The sequence below is a fragment of the Streptosporangium sp. NPDC004631 genome, assembly GCF_053601935.1.
The window spans coordinates 41,416-66,497 of the sequence record NZ_JBSGCR010000034.1 but is presented as its reverse complement, the minus strand read 5'-3'; the positions used below and the strand labels follow the sequence as shown (position 1 = coordinate 66,497).

General features: G+C 73.4%; 14 protein-coding genes and 1 tRNA gene. 13 read left to right on the top strand and 2 right to left on the bottom strand.

Features of this window, described 5'->3' with window-relative positions:
- Positions 1-6 precede the first annotated feature (6 nt).
- The 6 genes from ACWEF2_RS26800 to nrfD all read left to right on the top strand — a co-directional run bounded on the left by ACWEF2_RS26800 (position 7) and on the right by nrfD (position 12,518).
- Complete coding sequence (locus tag ACWEF2_RS26800) at positions 7-2,628, top strand: dynamin family protein (RefSeq protein WP_453819101.1); 2,622 nt, start codon at positions 7-9, stop codon at positions 2,626-2,628.
- Positions 2,625-6,029, top strand: a complete 3,405-nt coding sequence (locus ACWEF2_RS26795) for a hypothetical protein (RefSeq protein ID WP_453819100.1) — start codon at positions 2,625-2,627, stop codon at positions 6,027-6,029. Before ACWEF2_RS26800 ends, ACWEF2_RS26795 begins: the two co-directional genes overlap by 4 nt.
- On the top strand, positions 6,019-7,404 hold the full coding sequence (locus ACWEF2_RS26790) for a hypothetical protein (RefSeq protein WP_453819099.1): 1,386 nt from the start codon (positions 6,019-6,021) through the stop codon (positions 7,402-7,404). Before ACWEF2_RS26795 ends, ACWEF2_RS26790 begins: the two co-directional genes overlap by 11 nt.
- A gap of 63 nt (positions 7,405-7,467) precedes the next feature.
- A complete protein-coding gene (gene fdh / locus ACWEF2_RS26785; RefSeq protein ID WP_453819098.1) occupies positions 7,468-10,659 on the top strand; it encodes a formate dehydrogenase in 3,192 nt (1,063 codons plus the stop codon).
- Positions 10,652-11,488 (top strand): 4Fe-4S dicluster domain-containing protein, encoded by an 837-nt coding sequence (locus ACWEF2_RS26780; RefSeq protein ID WP_453819097.1) that lies wholly within the window; start codon positions 10,652-10,654, stop codon positions 11,486-11,488. The genes fdh and ACWEF2_RS26780 overlap by 8 nt, the downstream gene beginning before the upstream one ends.
- A gap of 34 nt (positions 11,489-11,522) precedes the next feature.
- Complete coding sequence (nrfD, locus tag ACWEF2_RS26775) at positions 11,523-12,518, top strand: NrfD/PsrC family molybdoenzyme membrane anchor subunit (RefSeq protein WP_453819096.1); 996 nt, start codon at positions 11,523-11,525, stop codon at positions 12,516-12,518.
- A gap of 115 nt (positions 12,519-12,633) precedes the next feature.
- On the opposite strand, the gene selD is transcribed toward nrfD, so the two are convergent.
- Positions 12,634-13,716, bottom strand: coding sequence for a selenide, water dikinase SelD (gene selD / locus ACWEF2_RS26770; protein ID WP_453819095.1), 1,083 nt, complete (start codon positions 13,714-13,716; stop codon positions 12,634-12,636).
- A gap of 187 nt (positions 13,717-13,903) precedes the next feature.
- Here selD and ACWEF2_RS26765 point away from each other — a divergent pair.
- The 3 genes from ACWEF2_RS26765 to ACWEF2_RS26755 all read left to right on the top strand — a co-directional run bounded on the left by ACWEF2_RS26765 (position 13,904) and on the right by ACWEF2_RS26755 (position 17,197).
- Positions 13,904-13,996, top strand: a tRNA-Sec gene (locus ACWEF2_RS26765).
- Positions 13,997-14,012: 16 nt separating this feature from the next.
- The gene (selA, locus tag ACWEF2_RS26760; protein ID WP_453819094.1) at positions 14,013-15,302 is read left to right on the top strand and encodes an L-seryl-tRNA(Sec) selenium transferase; all 1,290 of its coding nucleotides are present in this window, start codon (positions 14,013-14,015) and stop codon (positions 15,300-15,302) included.
- On the top strand, positions 15,302-17,197 hold the full coding sequence (locus tag ACWEF2_RS26755) for a SelB domain-containing protein (RefSeq protein WP_453819093.1): 1,896 nt from the start codon (positions 15,302-15,304) through the stop codon (positions 17,195-17,197). Before selA ends, ACWEF2_RS26755 begins: the two co-directional genes overlap by 1 nt.
- A 45-nt stretch (positions 17,198-17,242) precedes the next feature.
- On the opposite strand, the gene ACWEF2_RS26750 is transcribed toward ACWEF2_RS26755, so the two are convergent.
- Positions 17,243-18,454 (bottom strand): cytochrome P450, encoded by a 1,212-nt coding sequence (locus ACWEF2_RS26750; protein WP_453819092.1) that lies wholly within the window; start codon positions 18,452-18,454, stop codon positions 17,243-17,245.
- 549 nt (positions 18,455-19,003) lie between these two features.
- Here ACWEF2_RS26750 and ACWEF2_RS26745 point away from each other — a divergent pair.
- The 4 genes from ACWEF2_RS26745 to ACWEF2_RS26730 all read left to right on the top strand — a co-directional run bounded on the left by ACWEF2_RS26745 (position 19,004) and on the right by ACWEF2_RS26730 (position 25,064).
- Positions 19,004-21,145 carry a SpoIIE family protein phosphatase gene (locus ACWEF2_RS26745; protein ID WP_453819091.1) on the top strand — a complete coding sequence of 714 codons (2,142 nt, stop codon included), beginning with the start codon at positions 19,004-19,006 and terminating at the stop codon, positions 21,143-21,145.
- 150 nt (positions 21,146-21,295) lie between these two features.
- Positions 21,296-21,958, top strand: coding sequence for a (2Fe-2S)-binding protein (locus ACWEF2_RS26740; RefSeq protein WP_453819090.1), 663 nt, complete (start codon positions 21,296-21,298; stop codon positions 21,956-21,958).
- On the top strand, positions 21,955-22,941 hold the full coding sequence (locus ACWEF2_RS26735; RefSeq protein WP_453819089.1) for an FAD binding domain-containing protein: 987 nt from the start codon (positions 21,955-21,957) through the stop codon (positions 22,939-22,941). The genes ACWEF2_RS26740 and ACWEF2_RS26735 overlap by 4 nt, the downstream gene beginning before the upstream one ends.
- Positions 22,938-25,064: a xanthine dehydrogenase family protein molybdopterin-binding subunit gene (locus ACWEF2_RS26730; protein WP_453819088.1), complete on the top strand. Its 2,127-nt coding sequence runs from the start codon at positions 22,938-22,940 to the stop codon at positions 25,062-25,064. The genes ACWEF2_RS26735 and ACWEF2_RS26730 overlap by 4 nt, the downstream gene beginning before the upstream one ends.
- Positions 25,065-25,082: the final 18 nt, after the last annotated feature.

Below are 25,082 nucleotides of genomic sequence, written 5' to 3'. Positions count from 1 at the left end.
GCCTCGTTGACCGACTTCCACGCCCGCCACGGTGGATCGGCCTCCTCCTCCGACGCCGGCCACCGGGCGGCGATCGGCCGTTACCGCCGGCTGGCCGACCGTGCGATGGCCGCGCTCGGCCAGGAGGAGATCCCGGACGCGGCGGCCGTACGGCACGCCCACGACCGGGCCGCCGGTCTCGCCGCGCGGCTGAGGGAGCGCTGCGCGAAACCGGTGTCGGTCGGCATCGTGGGAGAGTACAGCGCGGGCAAGTCCATGCTGCTCGGCGCGTTGCTGGGCCGGCCTGGACTGCTGCCCACCTCCGGCTCGCCGACCACCGGCAATGTGACGGTGCTCCGTATGGAGGCCGCCGGGCCCGGGGAGGTCACCCGGCTGCGCGGCGCCAGGGTCGAGTACCTCACCCGCGAGGAGCTGGCCAACGCCGCCGACTACATCATGAACGAGCTGATCCGGACCGTGCGGCGGGCCGGAGGCGGCCGGGACGTGTCGGCGCTGACCGGCTACAACCCCGTCAGGGACGGATGGGAGACCCTGAACCGCTGGGCGGAGACCACCCTGGACTGGGCCGCGACGGAGAACTCCCGGCTGCTCGGGATCACCCTGGAGCTGACCCGGATCCGGGACGCGCTCAAACTCGCCGGGGAGTTCGTGCTGCCCGGTCACGCCGGGCTGGTCCTCCCGGTCGAGGTGGACATGCTCCGGCAGGCGCTGGACATCGAGGACATCCGGGATCTGCCGCGGAGTTTCCCGCGCACGGTGCAGGGGTTCCCGCTCTCCCCGCGGAACGCGGTGACGGCGGAGACGCTGCGGGTCACCTTCACCCTGATCCGCAGGGTCGTCTGCCAGGTGGCGGTCGCGGAGGGAGACTGGGCCGGGCCGCTCCCCGGCGACGGCTCGGCGGCGGAGCTGTGCGACCTCCCCGGGCTCGGCGCCACCGCGATCCGGGACGAATACCTCAGTGTCCGGGAACTGGACGAGATCGACGCCATCGTGATCGTGCTGCCCTCGCACCGGGCCGAGCGCGACGACGCCCGGCAGTTCTACTCGCTGCTGGAACGTAACCGCCGGGGCAAGGGCGCGCTCAGCGAGTCGATCCTGGTCGCGGCCAACTGCTTCGACCTGCTTCAGCCTCCCGACCCCCCGCACACCGGGGCCGCCGGCCTGGTCTCCTCCTCCCGGGACCTCTCCTCCCTGCACCGGATGGCCACGACGCTCAACGGGCGCAGGGAGGACCGGGTCGCCTTCACCTCCTCGCTCGCCGCGATCGCCGTCGGGGGCCTGCCGTACGACGTGGACGGAGAGGAGGGCGACAAGGTCGCCAAAGCGCTGGAGACGGCCGGGGCCCGGGCACAGCGGTGGAGGCGGGTCGCCGACGACCTGCTCCTGACCGACCCGGGACACGCCTACACCGCGGCGCTCGGCGAATTCGGGCGCGACGGCGGGATCGCCGGGCTCCGCGCCATGCTCGACCGGCACGTACGGACCTACGGCGTGTTCCTCAAACACGAGGCGGTGGCGCCGATCGCCGCCGACCTGCTGGGCGCGCTGCGTACGCTCGACCGGATGCTCCGGCCGGGCCACCTGGGCGGCCTCGGCGCCCCCCGGGACGGCGCCTCACTGACCGCGCTGTTCCGGCAGATCGAGGAGGAGACCTCCCGCACGGTCAGGTCGCTGGGACTCCTGTCCGACCCGGAGCGCCTGTCCGTCGAGGGCGTCCAGGCCGCGCAGGCGGACGGGGAGGCCGTGCTCGACCTGGCGCGGGCCACGGTCACCTACGACGTGTTCACCTGGGGGGAGTGGCAGCAGTACCGGGAGCGGGTCAGGGACGACGACGGCCGGATAGGGCCGCCGCCGACCAGGGGCCGGACGGGCGGCGGGGCCGGGCGGAGCCCGTTGCTCGGGATCGTGCACCAGATGCCCACCGAGACCGAGGAGGCCGCCCCCGACACCACGGAACGGCTCTTCGGCAGGTTCGAGCCCACCTGCGTCCGGGCCGTCGGCACCGGCAGGGAGATCTACCTGGAGGCCGTGTCGTCCTGGGCGGAGCGGCGCCACCGCGAGCTGGCCAAGGTGCGCGAGGCCCTGCTGGACCCCGACCTGCGGACACCCATCGAACGGCTGTTCGCCGCCCTGGACCCCGCGGACGGCGGGGCGGCGCGCCGGCACAACCTGCTCGGCCTGACCGCGATGGACTGGCTGCCCGGCGCCGCGGCCCGCGTGCTGCCGGTGCCCGTCCCCTCCTCGCCCGAGGAGGCGGCCCAGATCGCCGAACGGTTCCCGCTGCGCACCGGGCACGCCCTGCCCTGGCACGGCGGCCGGCGGAACATCGGCGGCGAGGCGGGCACCCACGTCGTCACCCACCAGATGAACATCTTCCGGGTGCGCGGTGACATCATCGCGGCGGTCAACCATCACCTGCGGCGGCACCTGCTGGCGGACGCGGCCACCCTGGGCCGTGATCTCCGTGAGGTGCTGCAGGCGCTCCGCGAGGCCGTCCCGGCGGAGGAGAACGTCCGGCGTCTCACCCGTACCGGGGCGTCGGAGGCCCGAGGGCCCGGCCCCTCGGGAGGCCCGATCCGCGACCTGCTCGACGAATGGGGCGACGAGCCCGGAGGGAGGACTCGATGACCGTGCGCCTGCTGTTCGCCGGCCCCGAAGACGGCGAGGGCACCGACGAGACCGCCACCGGCGTCTTCACGATCTACGAGGTGAACGGGGAGTACCGGCTGCCCGACGTCTTCGTCGAGCCTGAGGGGATCGCGCACGCCGTCGACGTCACCGGGCCGCGGCCGGAGCCGCCCGGTGACGAGGCGGCGACGGAGATCGCCGGGCTCTACACGCTGCCCGGCTGGCGCCCCCGGCCGATCCCGGGACGTTACCTGCTGATCCAGGGGCCGGCGATCTCGGTGGGCGCCCTGCCGCCCGGCGACGGCGAACGGGTCGTCAGGGTGGCCTGGCGGCTCGGCGCGGCCGGGTCGCCGCCCCGGGAGTTTTCCCTCGAACTCCGTCTCATGCCCCCCGGCGCGCGCCCCGCCCAGGGCATGACCGCCGGCAGGGACGCCACCCGGCAGGTCGCCCCGATCGGTGAACCGCGGCGGCACCGGAGCTTCTTCGGGCACGCCGCGATCGACTTCGGCACCTCGTCCTCGACCGTCACCCTCTACAACAGAACGGGCGGGCGGCGCGTCGCGCTGGACGAGCAGCAGTTCGAGGTGCTGCTGAAGGGGTTCCACCGCCTGCTGCTCGAAGGGCCCGAGGGGCCGCACGGCGCCGACTGGCCACGGGTCCGCGACGACATCGCGCACGGGTTCACCGTCCGCCTCAACTCGCGGCTCGGCCTGACCCGCACCGGAGACTCGGTCCGGGTCACCGTCGGCGCCGACGACATCGAGGTGCTCAAGCCGGGCTCCCACCATCTGCCCGTGCCCCCCGTCCACTACCGGGACGTGCTGTGCCGGGAGCTCGACACGGCGATCTCCCGGATGGACGAGAAACTGGGCACCGCGTACGCGATGAGCCTCCAGCGCTGCTACGCCGACGCCTTCGGCACCCCCGCGCTGGGCTCGCTCTACCTCCAGCAGGTCGTCTTCGACGGTGACTCGCCCGAGATCCCCAGCGAGATCAAGGTGCTCGACGGCTCTCCGCTGCGGGCCGTGCTCGGCGGCGGGGCCGACCGGGTGCTCCGCAGTTACCCCGGCCTCAAACGGGCCTTCTCCCGGCCGCGCGACCTGCCGGAGCTGCCGGGCGCCGAACCGCACCCGGTGACCACCGACACCCTGCTGATGCACGCCTACAACGACCTGGTCGACAAGACGATCGAGTACGGTAACAAGGAGCGGTCCGCCGAGTGGGGGATCCGCGGGCTGAACCACCTCGTGCTGACCTACCCGACCACGCTGCCGCCGTCCGGCCGTCGCGCGCTGGAGAAGATGGCGCAGTCGAGCCTCAGGATGACCAAGGTGACCACGACGTTCGACGAGGCCGTGGCCGCGGCGCTCTTCTTCGTCATGCGGGACTTCGGCGGCGAGTCCGACACCGGCATCGAGCCGTTCCGCGCCCGGTCCCGGCGGGTACGGCCCGGCCGCCCCGCCTGGCGGCAGAACATGCTGGTCATCGACATCGGCGGCGGGACCACCGACGTCGCCCTGTTCGCACTGCACCTGCTGGACCGGCAGGTCCCCGCCGAGGGGGTCGCCGAGGAGTTCTCCGGCCGCCACTACCTGATCCGCCCCGAGGTGCGCGGCTCCACCGGCCATCCGCAGCTCGGCGGCGATCTGCTCACGCTGCGGGTCTTCCACTGGCTGAAGGCGGAGATCGTGGACGCGCTGATGGCGCTCGGCCCGGCGGACCGCGACAACACGTGGCTGCGGCACTGGCCCCCGTCCCACATGGGCGCAGACGGCACCCCGCGCCCGATCGCGCCGGCCTTCATCGCCAACCCCGACCCCGGCCCCAGGCCGGACAAGGTGTGGGAGCGGCTGAGGGACCTGCTGCCCACGCACAGCCCGTCGCTCGGGCCGGCCGGCGGCCGTGCCGTACCGGGCTCGGCGTTCTTCCGGCTGTGGCAGGAGGCCGAGCGGGCCAAGAGGCTCCTCGGTGCCGGCGAGCGGTACACGCTGCCCAAGACCACCCTGCAGGAGGTGATCAACAACATCGACAGCCGGTCGCGGCCCCCGGCCGCGCTGATCGAGCGGCTTGAGCGCACCGTGGTCACCCTGCGCCCGGAACAGTTCGAGCACCTGGCCACCCCCGTCATCACGGCGGCCGTCGACATCGCGCTCACCACCTTCAGCGCGCAGCGCCGCAGAGAACCCGACGAACCCATCGACATCGTCGCGCTCTCCGGCAAGACCAGCACCATGCCGCTGGTGGAGCGCATCGTGACCAGGCGGCTGCGCGAGCTGACCCTGGACGGCGCCGACGGCATCCCGGCGCCCCGGCTGGTCGTGGAGCGCCGCTACGCCAAGCAGGCCACCTCCATCGGAGCCTGCTGGGCCTACGGCTTCAGCCGCTACGCCGACATCGAGAGCGACGACGCCCCCGGCCCCGAGGACGGCGCGGAGCGCCAGGTCGACGGCCGCGAACGGCTGAGAGCGGGTGAGAACATCGTCGGAATCGCGGTGGACAACCTCTTCCAGAGCCTGCCGTGCGACTTCTCCCTGCAGAACGCCGACACACGGGTGGGGATGCTGCTGAACGCGGGCGACCAGCTCGACATCGCCGACCGCACCGGCCGGCTGTCGGTCCGTACGGCCTGGCGCCCGATGAAGGAGGACATCCACATCCACCGCGAGCTGGGCGGCGACCGGGGCGAGTCCATCGAGTGGGGGCGCTTCACCTTCGCCGGCCGGGAGGACAGGCTCACCCGTGCCAACGTCGACTGGGGGAGGATCCGCTTCCAGGTCGAGATCAACCAGGAGCTCGAACCGGTCATCCACCTCTGCCACGGAGGCAACCCGATCTACCTGACGGAGGGCGACTTCAGCGACATCGGGGCGGTGCTGAACGGCGGGCGCGGGGGCGGTCGCCTGGAGACCCCTCTGGAGGCGACGGGCCTGCCCGCGGCCGTTCACGTCAAGCGGACCCCCGACGCGCTGGACGAGAGCACCAGCGTCGAGCTCTTCCCGATCCTGGCGCCGGGGGAGGAGACCACGCGCCACCTGCGCTCCTACCTCCTGGACAGCCACGGCGACGGCAGGGTGTTCACCGGTGCGATCGCCGCGGACTGGCTGCCGGCGCCCGCACAGGAGCACGGCGCGGCGACCTGGGAGTTCCTCTGGGTCGACGCCTACGGCCGGATCTCCCCGCTGGTCAGGATGTCGGCACCCCGTCGCGACCCCCACGTGCGGTATCACGTCACCCTCGACTGTCTGGGACGGCTCAGGATCCACGTCGGCTACCCCCGCTATCTGGCCGCCCGCAGGCTCACCGACCTGGCCGACTACCCCGGTTCGGTGTTCACCGCGGTGATGGAGCCGGGGGAGTCGTTCGGCAGGCCAGAGTGGGAGCCGTTCACCGGTGACCACTGAACTCCTACAGGACGGCGTCATGCGAACGCTCGACGAACTGCTCGAACCCCTGCTGGGCCTGGACGGGGAGGCCGCGCCCCTCGCCGGACCGCTGCGCGACCGGCTGCGTGCCGTCGTCACCGCGCTGGACGCCCATCTGGATCGGCACGCCCCCCAGGCGTCGGCCGACCTCTACCTGCGCGGTCAGAGCCTGATCGACCGGTTCCGCACGATCCACCGGGTGCCGGGCAGGGGACTGCACCCCGCCGTCACCGAGGAACTGGCCGATCCGGAGAGCCCGCTGCGCGTCCCGCTCTGGACCGCGCTGGGCGATCTGGCCGGGCATCTGGTCGCCCTGCTCCACCTGGACGGGCCGCCGGAGCCGCCGCAGGAACACCACCGGCTGGCGCTCGCCCTGGTCGGGACGCTGCTCGGGCTGACCCATCCGGAGGCGGCGGGCACCCCGGCCCGCCGGACCCCCGGCGGGGCGCTCGGCCAGGCCGGTCGTGCCGATCAGGAGCGGGGCGGGCAGGCGGATCCCGCCGCGCGGCCCCGGGGCGGGCCGGCGGACCTCACCGTGCGGCTGCGGGACGAGTACGACCGCCTGTACCAGGACACCGCCGTCTACCTGGGCGAGCCGGATCCGGCGCCGGGAACGGCCGAGGAGCTGTGGATCGCGCTGCACGTGGCCTGCCTGCGGCTGCCGGGTGCCATCGCCGACTCCCAGCGCCAGCACTTCGCGCAGACCTTCGCGGGCGCGCCGGGAGAGGACGACGACGGGGTCGTCCCGCCGCTGCCCGTCATCGACTTTCCCGGGCTCGGCGGCGCCCGGGGCCGGGAGGACGGCCGGTGGCGTTCCCCCCGGGCGGCGCGGATGTACGACATCCTCGCGGGGATGTTCACCGTGACGGAGCTGGACGCGGGGATCCACCACGGCCTGGACGAGATGGCACGGGACGCGCAGGCCCCGATCAGGCTGGACGTCGCGATCCGCCGCCAGTATCAGGAGCGGGCCTGGACCCGGCTGCGGGAACTGGACGAGCTCCAGCCGGGCAGCGACCTGGAGATCAGATACCTGACCTGGGTGGACGAGGTGGTCTCCTCGCTCTTCCCGCTGCCCCTGCCCGCCCCGGCCAGCTGGTGGGCCCTGCGGTACCGGCGCTCCCGGAGCCTCGTGCTGGAGGCGGTCAAGGCCGCCGGGGGCAAGGCCGACGTGGAGATCCTGGACCGTCAGCCCTACGATCGGGCGCTGCGCAGGAAGCTCAGCGGCACGCAGATGGTCCTGCCGGTGGAGGAGGTGGACGCCGACCGGGTGCTGTGGACCCTCCGGCTGCCGTGGCAGTTCAACGGCGCCGGTGAACCCGGCCGGGTCATCCACGGGGTCCGGCGCCGCTGACCCGGGGTTCCGGACAGCCCATTACTGGTGATTAGTGCATATCGGATGGGGTAGAACCGGCACATGGCACGGGGAGGATGGATCTCCCGCTGGCCGGTGCTCCGGCAGCTCAGGGGAGAGGACGGCAGGGGGACCGCCGCCCGCTCCGCGCGCACCGACGCGCTCCGGCCCCGCGTCGAGGAGGCCGACAGCGTCGCGCGGTCGGTCTGCCCGTACTGCGCGGTCGGCTGCGGCCAGCTCGTCTACGTCAAGGACGGCCGGGTCACCCAGATCGAGGGAGACCCCGACTCGCCCATCTCGCGCGGCCGGCTCTGCCCCAAGGGGTCGGCCAGCAAGCAGCTCGTCACCCACCCGGGGCGGCAGACCCAGGTGCTCTACCGGCGGCCCCACGGCACCGAGTGGGAGAGACTCGACCTCGAAACCGCGATGGACATGATCGCCGACCGGGTGGTCCGCACCCGGCGGGAGACCTGGCAGCAGGAGGACGGGGGCAAGGTCGTCCGGCGCACCCTGGGCATCGCGGGGCTGGGCGGGGCGACGCTGGACAACGAAGAGAACTACCTGATGAAGAAGCTCTACACCGCCCTCGGCGCGATCCAGGTGGAGAACCAGGCCCGTATTTGACACTCCTCCACCGTCCCCGGTCTGGGGGCCAGCTTCGGGCGCGGCGGCGCGACGGACTTCCAGCAGGACCTGGTGAACTCCGACTGCATCGTCATCCAGGGCTCCAACATGGCCGAATGCCATCCGGTGGGGTTCCAGTGGGTGGTCGAGGCCAGGGCCCGCGGGGCGAAGGTGTTCCACATCGACCCGCGCTTCACCCGGACCAGCGCGCTCGCCGACCGCTACCTGCCGATCCGGGCCGGCAGCGACATCGTCCTGCTCGGCGCGCTGATCAACCACGTCCTGACGAACGAGCTGGACTTCCGCGAGTACGTGCTCGCCTACACCAACGCCTCGACGATCGTCTCCGAGCGCTTCAAGGACACCGAGGAACTGAACGGGCTCTTCTCCGGCTTCGATCCCGAGACGCGCAAATACGACCCGTCTAGCTGGTCCTACGAGGGCACGGCCGAGGAGGCCGCCGCCGGGCTCCGCGGCGAGCAGTTGGAGGGCGGGCCGCGCCACGCCGAGGCCGCCGGACCCGATCAGTACGGCGCGGGCGGCGCCGCCGCCCCCACCAGGCCGCCCACGGATCCGACGCTGCGCCATCCGCGCTGCGTCTACCAGATCCTCAGACGGCACTTCGCCCGCTACACCCCCGAGCTGGTCGAGGAGCTGTGCGGCATCTCCCCGGAGGGCCTCGCCGAGCTCGCCGAGGCGATCACCGTGAACTCCGGCCGGGAGCGCACCACCGCCTGGGCGTACGCGGTCGGCTGGACCCAGCACACCGTCGGCGCGCAGTACATCCGCACCGCCTCGATCCTGCAGCTGCTCCTCGGCAACATGGGCCGCCCCGGCGGCGGCATCCTGGCGCTGCGCGGTCACGCCAGCATCCAGGGCTCCACCGACATCCCGACCCTCTTCAACATCCTGCCGGGATACCTGCCCATGCCCCACGCCCACCTGCACGAGGGGCTGGCGGACTACCTCGCCCAGGCCGGAGCCGACACCGGCTTCTGGGGCAGGAAGCGCTCCTACATGGTGAGCCTGCTCAAGGCGTGGTGGGGGGAGGCCGCCACCGAGGAGAACGACTTCTGCTTCGACCACCTGCCGCGCCTCACCGGCGACCACAGCCACTACACCACCGTGCTGCGGCAGATCGACGGCACCGTGAAGGGCTACTTCGTGGTGGGGGAGAACCCGGCGGTCGGCTCCTCGGGCGGCAAGACGCAGCGCTTCGGGCTGGCCAACCTCGACTGGCTGGTGGTGCGCGACCTGACCCTGGTGGAGACGGCCACCTTCTGGAAGGACGGCCCCGAGCTGGCGACCGGGGAGATGCGCACCGAGGACATCGCCACCGAGGTGTTCTTCCTGCCCGCCGCGAGCCACGTGGAGAAGGAGGGCACCTTCACCAACACCCAGCGGCTGCTGCAGTGGCGGCACAAGGCGCTCGACCCGCCCGGCGACTGCCGTAGCGAGCTGTCGTTCTACTACCACCTCGGCAAGCGGATCAGGGCGCGACTGGGCGACGACGAGATCGACCGGCCGATACGCGAGCTGACCTGGGACTACCCCGAGCACGGCGAGCACGCCGAGCCCTCGGCCGAGGCCGTACTGCGCGAGATCAACGGCACCGGCCCCGACGGGCGGGCGCTGTCGGCCTACACCGAGCTCAGAGCCGACGGATCCACCCGGTGCGGCTGCTGGATCTACTGCGGGGTCTACGCCGACGAGGTCAACCAGGCGGCCCGCCGCAAGCCGGGGCGCGAGCAGAGCTGGGTCGCGCCCGAATGGGGCTGGGCCTGGCCGGCCAACCGGCGCACCCTCTACAACCGGGCCTCGGCCGATCCGGAGGGCCGCCCGTGGAGCGAGCGCAAGGCCTACGTCTGGTGGGACGCCGACAAGGGTGAGTGGACCGGGTACGACGAGCCGGACTTCGAGCGGAACAAGCCGCCGGACTACGTGCCGCCCGAGGGCGCCCTGGCCGAGGATGCCCTGGCCGGGACCGACCCGTTCATCATGCAGGCCGACGGCAAGGGCTGGCTGTTCGCCCCGGCCGGCCTGGCCGACGGGCCGCTGCCCGCGCACTACGAACCGCACGAGTCACCGCTGCACAACCCGCTCTACGGCCGGCAGGCCAACCCGGCGCGCCGGATCTACCACAGCCCCGACACGCCCTACAACCCGCCCGAGTCACCGCTCTTCCCGTACGTGCTCACCACCTACCGGCTCACCGAGCACCACACCGCCGGCTCCATGAGCCGGCCGCTGGCCTACCTCGCCGAACTGCAACCGGAGCTGTTCTGCGAGGTGTCGCCGCTGCTCGCCGCCGAACTCGGCCTGGTCAACGGGGGCTGGGCGACCATCGTGACGACCCGCACCGCGATCGAGGCCCGTGTCCTGGTGACCGAGCGCGTCACCCCGCTGCGGCTGGGGGGCCGTACGGTCCACCAGATCGGCCTGCCCTACCACTGGGGCTGGGGCAGCGGCGGCCTGGTGACCGGCGACGTGGTCAACGACCTGCTGCCCATCGTGCTCGACCCGAACGTCTACATCCAGGAGGGCAAGGCCATGACCTGCGACCTGCGGCCCGGCAGACGTCCCACGGGCAGGGCCCTGCTCGATCTGATCCGGGAGTACCGCCATGACTGAGCGGATGGGCTTCTTCACCGACACGAGCATCTGCATCGGGTGCAAGGCGTGCGAGGTCGCCTGCAAGGAGTGGAACGACGTGCCCGACGACGGATTCGTCTTCCGGGCGACCTCCTACGACAACACCGGCAGCCTGGGCGCGAACACCTGGCGGCACGTGGCCTTCATCGAACAGCCGCGCCGGACACCGGAACGGGAGGAGCGGACCGGCGCCGAGGGCGGAGAGAGCAGAGACGGCCGGGAGGGGCGCGACGGCATCGAGGGCTGGCTGATGTCATCGGACGTGTGCAAGCACTGCACGCACGCCGCCTGCCTGGACGTCTGCCCGACCGGGGCGCTGTTCCGCACCGAGTTCGACACCGTGGTGGTGCAGGCGGACGTCTGCAACGGCTGCGGATACTGCGTGCCGGCCTGCCCCTACGGCGTGATCGACCGCCGGGAGCGCGACGGCCGGGCGTTCAAGTGCACCATGTGCTACGACCGCCAGCTCGGCGGTCTGGAACCGGCCTGCGCCAAGGCGTGCCCGACCGACTCCATCCAGTTCGGGCCACTGGACGAGCTCCGCGTCCGGGCGGAGGAACGGGTGGAGCGGCTGCGGCGGGAGGGCAGACCCGAGGCCCGGCTGTACGGTGCGAGCCCCGACGACGGGGTGGGCGGGGACGGGGCGTTCTTCCTGCTGCTCGACGAACCCGAGACGTACGGCCTGCCACCCGACCCGGTGGTCACCACCCGGGACCTGCCCGCGATGTGGCGGTGGGCCGGAGGTGCCGCGCTCTCCCTGGCCGGAGTCGTGACGGTGTCCTTCCTGAGCACGAGGAGAGACCGGTGACGTCCCCGGCCGGGGCCCGGCGGGGGTGGTGGCGATGAGGCGGGGAGAGGAGGCGATGGTCCCGGAGGCCGAGTTCCGGTCCTACTACGGCCAGCCCATCATCAAGTCCCCGGTCTGGCACGAGCCCCACATGCCGGCCTACCTCTACCTCGGCGGCCTCTCCGGGGCCGCGTCGATGATGGGCGCCGCCGCCCGGATCTCCGGTCACGACCGCCTGGCCCTCACCGCCAGGCTCACGGCCGCCGCGGGGGCCACCGTCGGCGCGGGTTTCCTGGTCGCCGAGCTCGGCAGGCCCGAACGGTTCCTCAACATGCTGCGCGTGTTCAAGCCCACCTCGCCGATGAGCATGGGCTCCTGGCTGCTGGCCGTCCACAGCGGGCTGACCGCGCTCGCGGCCACCTCCGCGCTCGCCCCCGTCCTGCCCGCCTCGGCGGCCACCGCCGTCCTGCGCGTCCCCTCGGTCGCGGCCGTGCTGCCCGTCGCCGGTGACGCGGCGACCATGGCCGCCGCGCTGACCGGCCCGCTGATGTCCACCTACACCGCGGTCCTGCTCGCCGACACCGCCGTGCCCGCCTGGCACGAGGCCCACAGAGAGCTGCCCTTCCTCTTCGCCGGCAGCGCGCTGGCCAGCGCGGGCGCCGCCGGCATGCTGACCACCCCCCGCGCGGAGGCGGGCCCGGCCCGTGCCGTCGCCGCGCTGGGGGCGGCCGTGGAGACGGTGGCCGGCGCCGTGATGGAACGGCGGCTCGGCATGCTCGGCGAGCCGTACCGGCGGGGAAAGGCGGGCGGCCGGATGCGGACGGCCCGCGCACTGACCGTGGGCGGCGGCCTGCTCGCGGTGGTGGCCGGGCGCAGCCGCGTCCTCACCGGGCTCTGCGGCCTCGCCCTCACCGCCGGCGCGCTGTTCACCCGGTTCGGCGTCCTGGAGGCCGGCCGGGCGTCGGCAGCCGACCCGAAGTACACCGTGGTGCCCCAGCGCCGCCGCCTCGACGCGGGCAACCCCGCCTCCGTCCCCGCGCCGTCACGCTGAGCTCCTCAACATCCCATCCGCCGCCCCCGCTCGACAGTTCTGTCCGGTATCCCCGCCTGATATCCCCGTCCGACAGTCCCGTTCGGTGACTCCGCGGGGTGCCCCCGCCCGATGGTCAGCGCAGTCGCAGGGCGGGGCCTTCGGCGGGGACGAGCTCTCCGACGACCGGCGCGCCGGGGATCTCACCCACCACGAGCAGGCCACCCGAGGTCTGGGCGTCGGCGAGCAGCAGCAGGTCCTCCTCGCCACAGCGCCCCGCGTCCAGACGCGGCTCCACCCAGGCCAGGTTACGGCGGGTGCCGCCGCTCACGTAGCCGTCCCGCACCGCCCGGCGGGCTCCCTCCAGGTACGGCACGGCCGCCACGTCCACCACCGCCGTCACGGCGCTCGCCCTGGCCAGCTTGTACAGGTGGCCGAGCAGGCCGAACCCGGTCACGTCCGTGGCGCACTCCACGCCCGCCGCGAGCGCCGCCCGGGAGGCGTCGCGGTTCAGCGTGGTCATCGCGGCCACCGCCTGCGGGAAGACCTCGCCGGTCGCCTTGTGCCGGGTGTTGAGCACACCCACGCCGAGCGGCTTGGTCAGGGAGATCGGCAGCCCCGCCCGTCCGCCGCCGATCCGCAGCAGCCGTTCGGGGTCGGCCAGGCCGGTGACGGCCATGCCGTACTTGGGCTCCGGGTCGTCGACGCTGTGGCCGCCCGCGACGTGGCAGCCCGCGGCCCGCGCCACCTCCAGGCCACCGCGCAGCACCTCCTTGGCGAGCTCCATCGGCAGCCGCTCCCGGGGCCAGCCCAGCAGGTTGACGGCCACCACGGGTTCGCCGCCCACCGCGTAGACGTCCGACAGGGCGTTGGCCGCCGCGATCCGCCCCCAGTCGCAGGGGTCGTCGACCACGGGTGTGAAGAAGTCGGCGGTGGCCACGATCGCCCGGCCGCCCTCGATCCGGACCACGGCGGCGTCGTCCCCGTCGTCCAGCCCGATGATCAGCTCACCGGCGGGGGAGGAGAGGGGAGGGCGACCGTCCGCTCCGTCGAGAAGGCCGGCGACGACGGCCTCCAGCTCGCCGGGCGGGATCTTGCAGGCGCAGCCGCCCCCGTGCGCGTATCCCGTCAGCCGCAGTGCCCTTCGCTCCGGCGTGGAGGTCGTCATGGGCTGTGGGTGCCGTGCCGAGGCGCCCGGATCCGCCGCCGTTCCCGTCATGTCGTCTTCCTCTCGGCAGACCGTGTCGCGGACCGTGCCGTCGCTGTTCCCGCTGTTCCCGAGGTCTCCGGACCCCGGTGTCCCGGCCGTCCTCGCCGTTCCGGCGCTCTCGCCGTCTCCGGTCCGCCGCGGCGCGCCGACCCCCGGCACGCCGGAGACGTACCCATCCCCGGGTAGATTCTCCCCTGGAGGTGTCTGGGCGCCTGGTGGCCCCCGCGGTCTTCAAAACCGGCGAGGCCGAGGTTCTCGGCCTGGCGGGTTCGATTCCCGTCCACCTCCGCTCTATTTTCTAAAGAGTGGACTCACGCAGGCGCGTACCGCGCACCGACGTCGTGCTCGCCGATCCGCGGCTGGTCGCCGCGGCGCGGCGGCTGGGGCGCACGGTGGTCAAGGACGCCGTGGCCGAGGCCCAGCTCCGGGTACGGCAGGGCGCCCTGGAGCCCGGGGAGGTCGCGGACGCGGCCGTGGCCGCGCTTCCGCCGTACGCCGCGAGCCTCCGGCCGGTGATCAACATGACCGGTGTGCTCGTCCACACCAACCTCGGCCGCGCCCCCCTGTCACCCGCCGCGATGGAGGCGGCGGTCGCCGCGGCGGGCTACACCGACGTGGAGTTCGACCTGGCCACCGGTGTCCGGGCCCGCCGTGGCCGCGGCGTGACGGACGCGCTCGCGCGGGCCGTGCCCGCCGCCGAGGACGTGCACGTGGTCAACAACAACGCCGCCGCGCTGGTGCTGGTGGCCACCGCGCTCGCCGCCGGGCGGGAGATCGTGGTCAGCAGGGGGGAGCTGGTGGAGATCGGGGACGGTTTCCGCATCCCCGACCTGCTCGTCTCCACCGGTGCGAGGCTGCGCGAGGTGGGCACCACCAACCGCACCTCCCGCGCCGACTACCTGGCGGCCGTGGGGCCGCGGACCGGGTTCGTGCTCAAGGTGCACCCGTCGAACTTCCGGGTCGAGGGCTTCACCGGTTCGGTCGAGGTCGCCGCGCTCACCGGCCTCGGCGTGCCCGTCGTGGCCGACATTGGCTCGGGCCTGCTCGCGCGGGAGCCGTCGCTGCCCGAGGAACCCGACGCGGCGAGCATGCTCAAGGCCGGGGCCGGCCTGGTCACCGCCAGCGGAGACAAGCTGCTGGGCGGCCCGCAGGCCGGACTGCTGCTTGGCGCCCGTGACCTCGTCGAACGGTGCAGGCGGCACCCGCTCGCCCGCGCGCTGCGGGTGGACAAGCTGACGCTGGCCGCGCTGGAGGCCACCCTGCGCGGCCCCATCACCCCGGTCCACCAGGCGTTGCGCGCCGATCCGGCGGTGCTCCGCGACCGGGCCGAGGCGCTCGCCGCCCGTCTGACCGAGGCCGGGGTCGACGCGCGGGCCGTGCCGAGCGAGGCCACCGTGGGCGGCGGCGGCGCGCCCGGAGTACCGCTGCCGAGCGCCGCGGTGAGCCTGCCGGAACGGTTCGCCGTACCTCTGCGGACCGGGGATCCGCCCGTCGTCGGCCGGGCCGAAGGGGGACGGCTCCTGCTGGACCTGCGGGCCGTCCCCGCGGACCGCGACGGCGACGTGCTGCGGGCCGTGCTGCGGGTGAACGGCTGATGCACGTCGTCGCCACGGCCGGCCACGTCGATCACGGGAAGTCCACGCTGGTGCGGGCGCTCACCGGGATGGAGCCGGACCGGCTGGCCGAGGAGCGGCGCAGGGGGCTGACGATCGAGCTGGGCTACGCCTGGACGACACTGCCCTCGGGGGAGCGGCTGGCCTTCGTCGACGTCCCCGGGCACGAACGGTTCCTGGCCACCATGCTGGCCGGGGTCGGCCCCGCCCCCGCCGTCATGTTCGTGGTGGCCGCCGACGAGGGCTGGATGCCCCAGTCGGAGGAGCATCTGGTGGCGCTGGAGGCCCTCGGAGTACGGCACGGCCTGCTCGCGGTGACCCGCGCCGACCTCGCCGACCCCGCGCCCGCGCTGGAGCGGGCACGGGCCCGGCTGGCCGCGGCCGGCCTGGACCGGGTCGAGGCGCTGGCGGTGAGCGGCCGGACCGGCCAGGGCCTCGACGAGCTGCGCCGGGCGCTCGGCCGGATGGTGGCCGGCCTGCCCACGCCCGACCCCGGCGCGCCTGTGAGGCTCTGGGTCGACCGGGTGTTCACCGTGCGCGGCAGCGGCACGGTCGTGACCGGCACGCTGCCGGCCGGCCGGATCAGTGTCGGGGACGAGCTGGAGCTGCCCGAGGGGCCGGTGCGGGTCCGGGGGCTGGAGAGCCTGAAGGAGCCGCTGACCTCGGTGACCGGTGTGGCGCGGGTGGCGGTCAACCTCCGCGCCCGGAGCGTCCCGGAACGTGGCCAGGCCCTCGTCACGCCCGGCGCGTGGACCTCCACCGACCTGGTCGACGTACGGCTCTCCCCGGTGGGGGCCGATGACCGGGCGGGGTGGGGGGAGCTTTCGGAGGACCGGGCCGAGGACGGCCGATCCGGGCGGAGGGGGCCCGGCCCTGGGCGTGTGCCGGAGGACGGGGCCGAACCCGGTCTGCCGGCACGGCTGACCGCTCACATCGGGTCGGCCGCCGTGGTGTGCGCGGTCCGCCCGCTGGGTGGCCGGATCGTCCGGCTGCGCCTGGCCCGGCCGCTGCCGCTGCACGTGGGCGACGTGCTGCTGCTACGTGACCCCGGCCGCGACCGGGGTGGGGTGCGGGTGCTCGCCGGGGCGAGCGTGCTCGACGTACGGCCGCCCGCGCTGCGGCGCCGGGGCGCGGCCCGGGAACGGGCCGCCGAGCTGGCGGCGGCCGTACCGGGCGGGGGCGCGTCGGCGGGGGCCGCACCGGACGCGGCCTCCCTGCTGCGCACCCATCGGCTGCTGCACAGGGACGACCTGCTGGCCATGGGATGCGCCCCCGCCGCCGCGCCGGTCTGCGGAGACTGGCACGCCGACCCGGCGTACTGGTCGCGGCTGGGGGAGCGGCTGGCCGAGGCGGTGGCGAGGCACGCGGCGGAGTGTCCGCTGGAGCCCGGCCTGCCGGTCGAGGCGGCCCGTCACGAGCTGGATCTGCCCGACCGGCGGCTGGTCCTGGCGCTGGTGCGGCCGCCGCTGACCGTCGCGGACGGGCGGATCGTGAGCGGCGGGCCGCCGGGTCTGCCCGCGCCGGTCGCCAGTGCGGTCGAGCGCCTCGGCTCCGAGCTCTCGGCCAGTCCCTTCCTGGCGCCCGACGCGGGGCGCCTGGCCGAGCTGGGACTGGGCCCTCGGGAGCTGGCGGCGGCGGTGCGCGCCGGGATGCTGCTCCGGGTGGCCGAGGGGATCGTGCTGCTACCGGGATCCGATCTCCGGGCGGCTCGGCTGCTGGCCCGGCTGCCCCAGCCGTTCACGGTCAGTCAGGCCAGGCAGGCTCTGGACACCAGCCGCCGGGTCGCGGTCCCGCTGCTGGAGCACCTCGACCGCCGAGGTCTCACCGAACGCCTGAACCTGACCCACCGCCGCTGCCGGACGCCGTCCCCCGGCTGACGTCCCGCCCTCCGGAGTCCGCGCCTTACCCGGGGCGGCCCCGGGTCACCAGGTGACCGGTAGGTAGGTGAGACCGCCGGTGAGTGAGTCGCAGCGCTCGGTCAGCTCCTCGACCGGTACGGCCAGGGCCAATGTGGGGAAGCGGTGGAAGATGGTGCCGAACACCGCTCGCAGCTCCACCCTGGCCAGGCCGGCCCCGATGCAGTAGCGCGCCGCGTAGCCGAACGCGAGGTGCGGGTCGTCGAGGGCGCGGCCGATGTCGAAGCGGTCGGGGTCGGCGAAGGTCCGCTCGTCGCGGTTGGCCGCCGTCGTGGCGATGACCACGGCCTCGCCGCGTCTGATGGTCACGCCGCCGATGGTCACGTCCTCGTGGGCGTAGCGGGGCATGCCGTGGTTGCCCGGCGCCGCCACCCGCAGGATCTCCTCCACCGCCGCGTCCGTCAGCGACGGGTCGGCGACCAGGGCGTCCCGCTGCGCCGGGTTGGCCAGCAACAGCAGCACGCCGTAGTCGATCCGGTTGACGGTCGTCTCGTGCCCGGCGAACAGCAGGCCCGCGGCGAGTGAGGCGATCTGCTCGTCGGGCGCGTCCATGGTGGCCAGATCGGAGAACACGTCGCCCGCCGGGTTCGCCCGCTTCCGGAGGACGATCTCCCGGGTGTAGGCGCCCAGATCGGTCATCGCCGCCCGGGCCCCTTCCGGATCGCTCAGATCCGTCATCGTGTCGGCCAGTTTCCTGAAGTGCTCGCGGTCGCCGTACGGCACGCCGAGCAGCTCGCAGATCACCAGCACGGGCAGCGGGAGGGAGAGGTGCTCGCGCAGGTCCACCGGGGGCGGCAGCTCGGCCATGCGGTCGAGCAGGTTGTCGGCGAGTTCCTGGACGTGCGGGCCGAGCGCTCCCATCCGGCGGGCGGAGAAGGCCGGCGCGAGCATCCGGCGCATCCGCTCGTGCTCGGCCTTCTCGGTCTCGATCCTGCCGAGCGGGCCGCCGATCAGCACCGAGTTGGAGATCCTGGCGGCCCGCTCGGGATCGGGGGACGAGCGGCCGAGGCGCCGGTCGGCGAAGGCCTGCCTGGCCTCCTCGTAGCCGGACACCAGCCAGGCGATGTCACCCGTCTGGGTGCGCACCCGGGTGACCGGCCGGTGGGCCCGGAGCGTGCGGTACATCTCCGGCACGTCGAGCGGGCCGCTCCGTTCGAAGGGCAGTGTCGGCAGGCCCTCCGGATCGGGGCCGGTCTGGTCGTTGACGCGATGGTCCATGGCCGGGAGACCCCCTGAGATCGACGGCAAGGCCGCACTCAAACGTCCCACCGGACGGCGTATCCGGCAAGAAGTTATGATCTTGCACTTTTCACGCGACGGTTCCACTTCGACCATACCCGTGGGCGGAGACCGGTGCCCGGCGTCTCCGCCGTTCCGGTGCCTCAGGTGTCCCAGGCGCCACTGCCGTCGCGGATCCGCGTCCGGCGGCACACGCTCCGTCGGCCGTATGCCGGCCGTATGCCGGTCGGATGCCGACCCGATGAACGAGGCCGGTGAACGCCGTTCGCATGACTATCTCCCCATCAGATCGCCCCCATAAGACAGCAAATTTCATGATTAAGACACCAGTCTTGCGGTGTAGGCTGCCCAAAACCCCTGTTCAGCGAGGGTATCGTCCATATATGTGCAAGTTGTCGTGTCGAGTATCGGCGCCGGGACCAGCCGGTCCGGTGCGCCGTGGGCAGAGCCGGAGACAGAAGGACCGGCGTGCGGAAGCAGGGATGTGCGACGGCCCGGCGATCGCGGGCCGGAGGTGAGACATTGACGGTGCCGGAGAGTTCTGCCGCCCTGAACGGCCGTTCCCAGTGGAACGGCCTCGACGCGCTGGCGAGGGACCTCGTCAGGACCCTGGACGAGGTCGGTGCCCATACCGGTGCGGTCTACCTCCTGACGCCCGACACGCAGGTGCTGGAACTCGCGGTGATGAAGGGGCTTCCCAGGGAGTTCGTCCGACCGTGGGAACGCGTAAGCCTGAGCACTCCCATTCCGGTGGCCGACGCGGTCCGGGAGGGGCGGCTGGTATGGGTGAGCGGCGAGGAGGAGATGGTGCGCCGCTATCCGAGCACGGCTCTCACCCTGCCCTACGAGTTCGCGCTGGCCGCGGTGCCGCTGGCCGGCGCGGCAGACGTCTACGGCGGGATGTTCGTGCTGTGGGCCGGCTCGCACTCCCCGTACCTCTCCCCCGGAGAGCGTGACTGCCTTACGGCCGTCGCCGCTGGCATGGGCAAGGAACTGGAGGAGGCGGACAAGGTCGGCCACCGGATACGGGCGGAGCTCGAACCGCGCATGCTGCACGAGCCCAGCCCGGCACCCGCCGAGGCGCTCCAGGCGGTGACGGCGCGCTTACCGGAGGGAGTGTGCGCCCTGGACATCACCGGTCGTATCACCTTCGTCACCCCCAAGGTGACCGAGCTGATCGGCGAGCCCGCCTGGCGGCTGGTCGGCTCCTACCCCTGGACCGCGGTGCCCTGGCTGAACGACCCGGTGTACGAGGACCGCTACCGCGCGGCGCTGATCAGTCAGCAGCCCACCTCCTTCGTGGCGCTGCGGCCACCGGACCGCTGGCTCTCCTTCGATCTCTACCCGAGCACCTCCGGCATCACCGTGCGCATCACCCCGGCCCTGGTGGAGTCCGGGGACGTCCCGGCACCCGCGCCGGCGGCCGGACCGGCGACGCCCACCCGGGTCGGCGCGCTCTACCACATCCTCCACCTGGCCAGCGCGCTCACCGAGGCCGCCGGCGTGCGGGACGTGGCGGACCTGGTCGCCGAGCGGATCGTACCGGCCTTCGGCGGCGACGCGATGGCCCTGCTGGCGGCCGAGGACGGGCGGCTGCGCGTGGTCGACGAGCGCGGTTACCCGCCCCACATCAGGGAGCAGTACGACCACCTTCCCCTGACCTCGCCCACCCCGAGCGTGCGGACGATGGTCACCGGGGTGCCCAGCTTCTTCGGCTCCCACAAGGAGCTCTACCAGCTCTACCCCTCGGCCGTCGCCCCGGACGACGGCATGGCCGCCTGGGCGTTCCTGCCGCTCATCGCCTCCGGACGGCCCGTCGGCACGTGCATCCTCGCCTTCTCCCGGCCCCACCGTTTCACCGTCGAGGAACGCGCCGTGCTGACCTCGCTCGGCGGCCTGATCGCCCAGGCGCTGGAACGTGCCCGCCTGTACGACGCCAAGCTTGAACTCGCCCACGGCCTGCAGGCGAGCCTGCTGCCGCACGCCCTGCCCCACCTGCCAGGGCTGACCGCGGCCGTCCGCTACCTGCCGGGCACCGAGGGCATGGACATCGGAGGGGACTTCTACGACGTCATCCGGCTCGACGACGACACCGTCGCCGCCGTCGTCGGCGACGTCCAGGGGCACAACGTCACCGCCGCGGCACTCATGGGCCAGGTGCGTACCGCGGTCCGCGCCTACGCCACGGCCGGCGCCGACGCGGGGGAGATCCTGACCCGGACCAACCACCTCCTGGTCGACCTGGATCCCGGCCTCTTCGCCAGCTGCGTCTATCTCCAGCTCGACCTGCGCCGCCACCTGGCGTGCCTGGCCCGCGCCGGCCACCCCCAACCCCTGCTACGCCGTCCGGACGGCGAGGTACAGGTGCTGGACGTCCCCGGTGGTCTGCTGCTGGGCATCGACCACGAGACCGAGTATCCGCACACGGAGGTACCCCTGCCGCCCGGTACCGTCCTGGGCCTCTACACCGACGGCCTGGTCGAGACCCCCGGGATCGACATCGACGACGCCCTGGCCGACCTCGGCGCCGAGTTGGCGCGCACCGGTGACCGGCCCCTGGAGGAGATCGCCGACGCGCTGATCCGGCACGCCCAGCAGACCAGCCACCGCAGCGACGACATCGCCCTGCTCCTGCTCCGCCTCGCCGCCGAATCCGACCCGGCTCCCTGACCTCGTCCACGACCTCACCACCCGCTGCCGTCACTTTCGCCCGCCCGGTTTCTTCCCTGACCTCCCGCCGCCCGGCGGAGGCCGGACGGTCAAGGGCTCCTCTGCGAACACGGGGATAGGCCGGGGGAACGGATGGGTAGGAGAGCGCCCGTGAACGGCGAAGCGCACATCACCCGGCCCGACGATCCGGCACCGTCCCCGATCACCGTGGACCTCCGGCTGTCGGTCAACCGGGACCGGTACCCGATCACCGTGGACACCCGCGAGACGCTTCTGGACACGCTGCGAGAGCGGCTCGACCTGACCGGGGCGAAGAAGGGGTGCGACCACGGGCAGTGCGGGGCGTGCACGGTACTGGTGGACGGCCGGCGGGTGAAGTCCTGCCTGACGCTGACGGTGACCTGCGACGACAAGGAGATCGTCACGGTCGAGGGGCTGGCGGGCGACGACGGGCCGCATCCCCTGCAGTCGGCGTTCATCGAACACGACGCCTTCCAGTGCGGATACTGCACCCCCGGGCAGCTCTGCTCGGCGGTCGGCATGCTGGCCGAGGCGGCGGCCGGATGGCCGAGCGCGGTCACCCCGAGCGCGGTCACCCCTGGCGCCGGTGAACCCCGATCCGCCGGTGAGCCCCGCCTCGGCGGCGGACCCGGACCGGGACTCGGCGCCGGGACCCGCTCCGACGCCGGGGTCCGGCCCGGCGGGGGAATCCGCCTCGGCGACGAGGAGATCCGCGAGCGGATGAGCGGCAACCTGTGCCGCTGCGGCGCCTACGTCAACATCGTCGAGGCCATCCGGGAGGTGGCCCCATGAGGCCCTTCGCCTACCTGCGGGCCACCGACGCGCGGTCGGCGGTGGCCGCGTCCCGCGAGCGGCCCAACGCCATGTACCTCGGAGGCGGCACGAACCTGGTGGACCTGATGCGCCTGGGCGTAGCCCTGCCCGAGACCCTGGTGGACGTCACCCGGATCTCCTCCGGCACGGTTGAGGAGGGGCCGGACGGCGCCCTGCTGATCGGCGCGGGCGTGCGCAACGGCGACCTGGCCGCCGACCCCCTCGTACGGCGGCGCCACCCGATGCTCGCCCAGGCCGTCCTGGCCGGAGCCTCGGGCCAGATCCGCAACATGGCCACGGTCGGCGGCAACCTGCTGCAGCGCACCCGCTGCTCCTACTTCCAGGATGTGTCCAAGCCCTGCAACAAGCGGCTGCCCGGCACCGGCTGCCCGGCCCGCGAGGGCGACCACCGGAACCTCGCCGTCCTCGGTCACTCCGACGACTGCGTGGCCACCCACCCGTCCGACATGGCCGTCGCGCTGGCCGCGCTCGGCGCGATTATCCACGTGGAGGGCAGGGGCGGCCCGCGCACCGTGCTGATGCCCGGACTGCACCGGCTCCCGGGCACCGAGCCGGAACGCGACACCGTGCTCGAACCGGACGACCTGATCACCCTGGTCGAGGTGCCCGCGCTGCCGTTCGAGACCCGCTCGCGCTACCGCAAGGTCCGGGACCGGGCGTCGTTCGCGTTCGCGGTGGTGTCGGTGGCGGCGGCGCTCGACGTGGCCGACGGTGTGGTGCGGGACTGCCGGATCGCGCTGGGCGGTGTCGCCCACGCGCCGTGGCGGGCGGAGTCGGCCGAGGCCGCGCTGCGCGGCTCGGCGGCCACCGAGGCGGCGTTCGCCGAGGCCGTGGACGCCGAACTGGCCCGGGCGAGGCCACTGCCGGAGAACGGGTTCAAGGTGCCCCTGGCCCGCAACGTGCTGATCCGCACCCTCGTCGATCTCGCGGAGGCGCCATGACCACCACGGCCAGGCCGTACGTCGGCTCGGCGCTGGACCGGGTCGAGGGCCTGGAGAAGGTGACGGGCCGGGCCGGATACGCCTTCGAGCACTCCCCTGACGAGCTGCTCTACGCCGTGCCGGTGCAGGCCGTCGTCGCCCGCGGTGAGATCCGCGCGGTCGACGTGGACGCCGCGGTCGTGCTCCCCGGCGTGATCGCCGCCATCTGGTACGGCAACGCGCCCAGGCTGGCCCCCGCCGAGAACGCCGAACTGGATGTGCTCCAGTCCCGCAGGGTGGCCTACCGGGGCCAGTACGTCGCGGTCGTGGTGGCCGAGACGCCGGAGGACGCCGGGGAGGCGGCCAGGCTGCTGCGGGTGGAGTACGACGCCGAGCCGCACGACGTCGAGTTGCGCGCCGACCATCCGGACATGTACCGGCCGGACCGGGTCAACCCCGACTACCCGTCGGACACCGAGCGGGGCGACCCGGACGCCGCACTCGCCGCGGCCCGGATCGTGGTGGACGAGACCTACACCACGCCCGCCGAGCACAACAACCCGATGGAGCCGCACGCCACGGTCGCGCTGTGGGACGGTGACGGCCTGACGCTCTACGACTCCACCCAGGGCGCCTCGGCGGTCAGGGACACCGTCGCGCCGCTCTTCGGCCTGCCGCCGGGCAACGTCCGGGTGATCTCTCCGCACGTGGGCGGTGGTTTCGGCTCCAAGGGCGCCCCCCTGTCGTCGGTGGTGCTCGCCGCGCTCGCGGCCAAGCACGTCGGCCGCCCGGTCAAGCTCGCGGTGACCCGGCAGCAGATGTTCGCGGTGACCGGCTATCGCACGCCGACGATCCAGCGGGTACGGCTCGGCGCGGACATCGACGGCCGGCTGACCGCGATCGTGCACGACGCCTTCGAGCAGAGCTCCAGGATCCGGGAGTTCGCCGAGCAGACCACCACGCCCACCCGGATGATGTACGCCGCACCCCACCGCCGGACCACCCACCGGCTGGTCCGGCTCGACGTTCCCACCCCGGCCTGGATGCGCGCCCCGGGCGAGGCCCCCGGCATGTTCGCGCTGGAGTCGGCGATGGACGAGCTGGCCCTCGCGTGCGGGATCGACCCGATCGAGCTGCGGATCCGCAACGAGCCCGTCACCGACCCGGAGAGCGGTCTGCCGTTCAGCTCCCGGGGCCTGGTCGCCTGCCTGCGCGAGGGGGCCCGGCGGTTCGGCTGGGCCGGTCGCGACCCGGCGCCGGGGATCCGGCGCCGGGACGGCCTGCTGCTCGGGACCGGTGTGGCGGCCTCCACCTATCCGGTCTACCGCCGCCCCTCCCGGGCGACGGCCCGCTGCGAGCCCGACGGCACGTTCACCGTACGGATCGCCGCCGCCGACATCGGCACCGGTGCCCGGACCGTCCTCACCCAGATAGCCGCCGACACGCTGCGCACCTCACCGGACCGGGTCCGGGTGGAGATCGGCGACAGCGCGCTGCCCACCGCCTCGCTGGCGGGCGGCTCGATGGGCACCGCCTCGTGGGGTACGGCCGTGGTCCGGGCCTGCGAGACGCTGGCGGACGAACTCGACCGGCGGGGCGGCGACCCGCCCGCGGACGGCCTGGAGGCGGACGCCGACACCACCGAGGAGATCGACGCGCAGCCGCTCTTCGCCCGGCACGCCTTCGGCGCCCAGTTCGCCGAGGTCGAGGTGGACCCCGACAGCGGGGAGACGCGGGTGCTGCGGCTACTCGGCGTGTTCGCCGCCGGGCGGATCGTCAACCCGAAGACCGCGCGCTCGCAGTTCATCGGTGGCATGACGATGGGCCTGTCGACGGCTCTGCTGGAGGAGAGCGTCATGGACCGCGAGTTCGGCGACTACCTCAACCACGACTTCGCCCAGTACCACATCGCGACCTGCGCGGACGTGCGCGACGTCGAGGCGGCCTGGATCGAGGAGGACGACCCGCACCTCAACCCGATGGGGTCCAAGGGCATCGGGGAGATCGGCATCGTCGGCACCGCGGCGGCCATCGCCAACGCGGTGCACCACGCCACCGGCATCCGGGTCCGCGACCTGCCGATCCGCCTCGACAGGCTCCTGCGTCACTCCCGAAACTCCGCCCCCTCCCGGTCGCGGCGGTAGCCGAGGGACGGGAGCGGC

What these genes read in the sequence shown, in the direction of transcription:
- ACWEF2_RS26795 (WP_453819100.1), top strand. Translation starts at nt 2,625, where the DNA reads ATGACCGTGCGCCTGCTGTTCGCCGGCCCCGAAGACGGCGAGGGCACC.
- ACWEF2_RS26780 (WP_453819097.1), top strand. Translation starts at nt 10,652, where the DNA reads ATGACTGAGCGGATGGGCTTCTTCACCGACACGAGCATCTGCATCGGG.
- nrfD (WP_453819096.1), top strand. Translation starts at nt 11,523, where the DNA reads ATGAGGCGGGGAGAGGAGGCGATGGTCCCGGAGGCCGAGTTCCGGTCC.
- selD (WP_453819095.1), bottom strand. Translation starts at nt 13,716, where the DNA reads ATGACGGGAACGGCGGCGGATCCGGGCGCCTCGGCACGGCACCCACAG.
- ACWEF2_RS26755 (WP_453819093.1), top strand. Translation starts at nt 15,302, where the DNA reads ATGCACGTCGTCGCCACGGCCGGCCACGTCGATCACGGGAAGTCCACG.
- ACWEF2_RS26750 (WP_453819092.1), bottom strand. Translation starts at nt 18,454, where the DNA reads ATGGACCATCGCGTCAACGACCAGACCGGCCCCGATCCGGAGGGCCTG.
- ACWEF2_RS26735 (WP_453819089.1), top strand. Translation starts at nt 21,955, where the DNA reads ATGAGGCCCTTCGCCTACCTGCGGGCCACCGACGCGCGGTCGGCGGTG.
- ACWEF2_RS26730 (WP_453819088.1), top strand. Translation starts at nt 22,938, where the DNA reads ATGACCACCACGGCCAGGCCGTACGTCGGCTCGGCGCTGGACCGGGTC.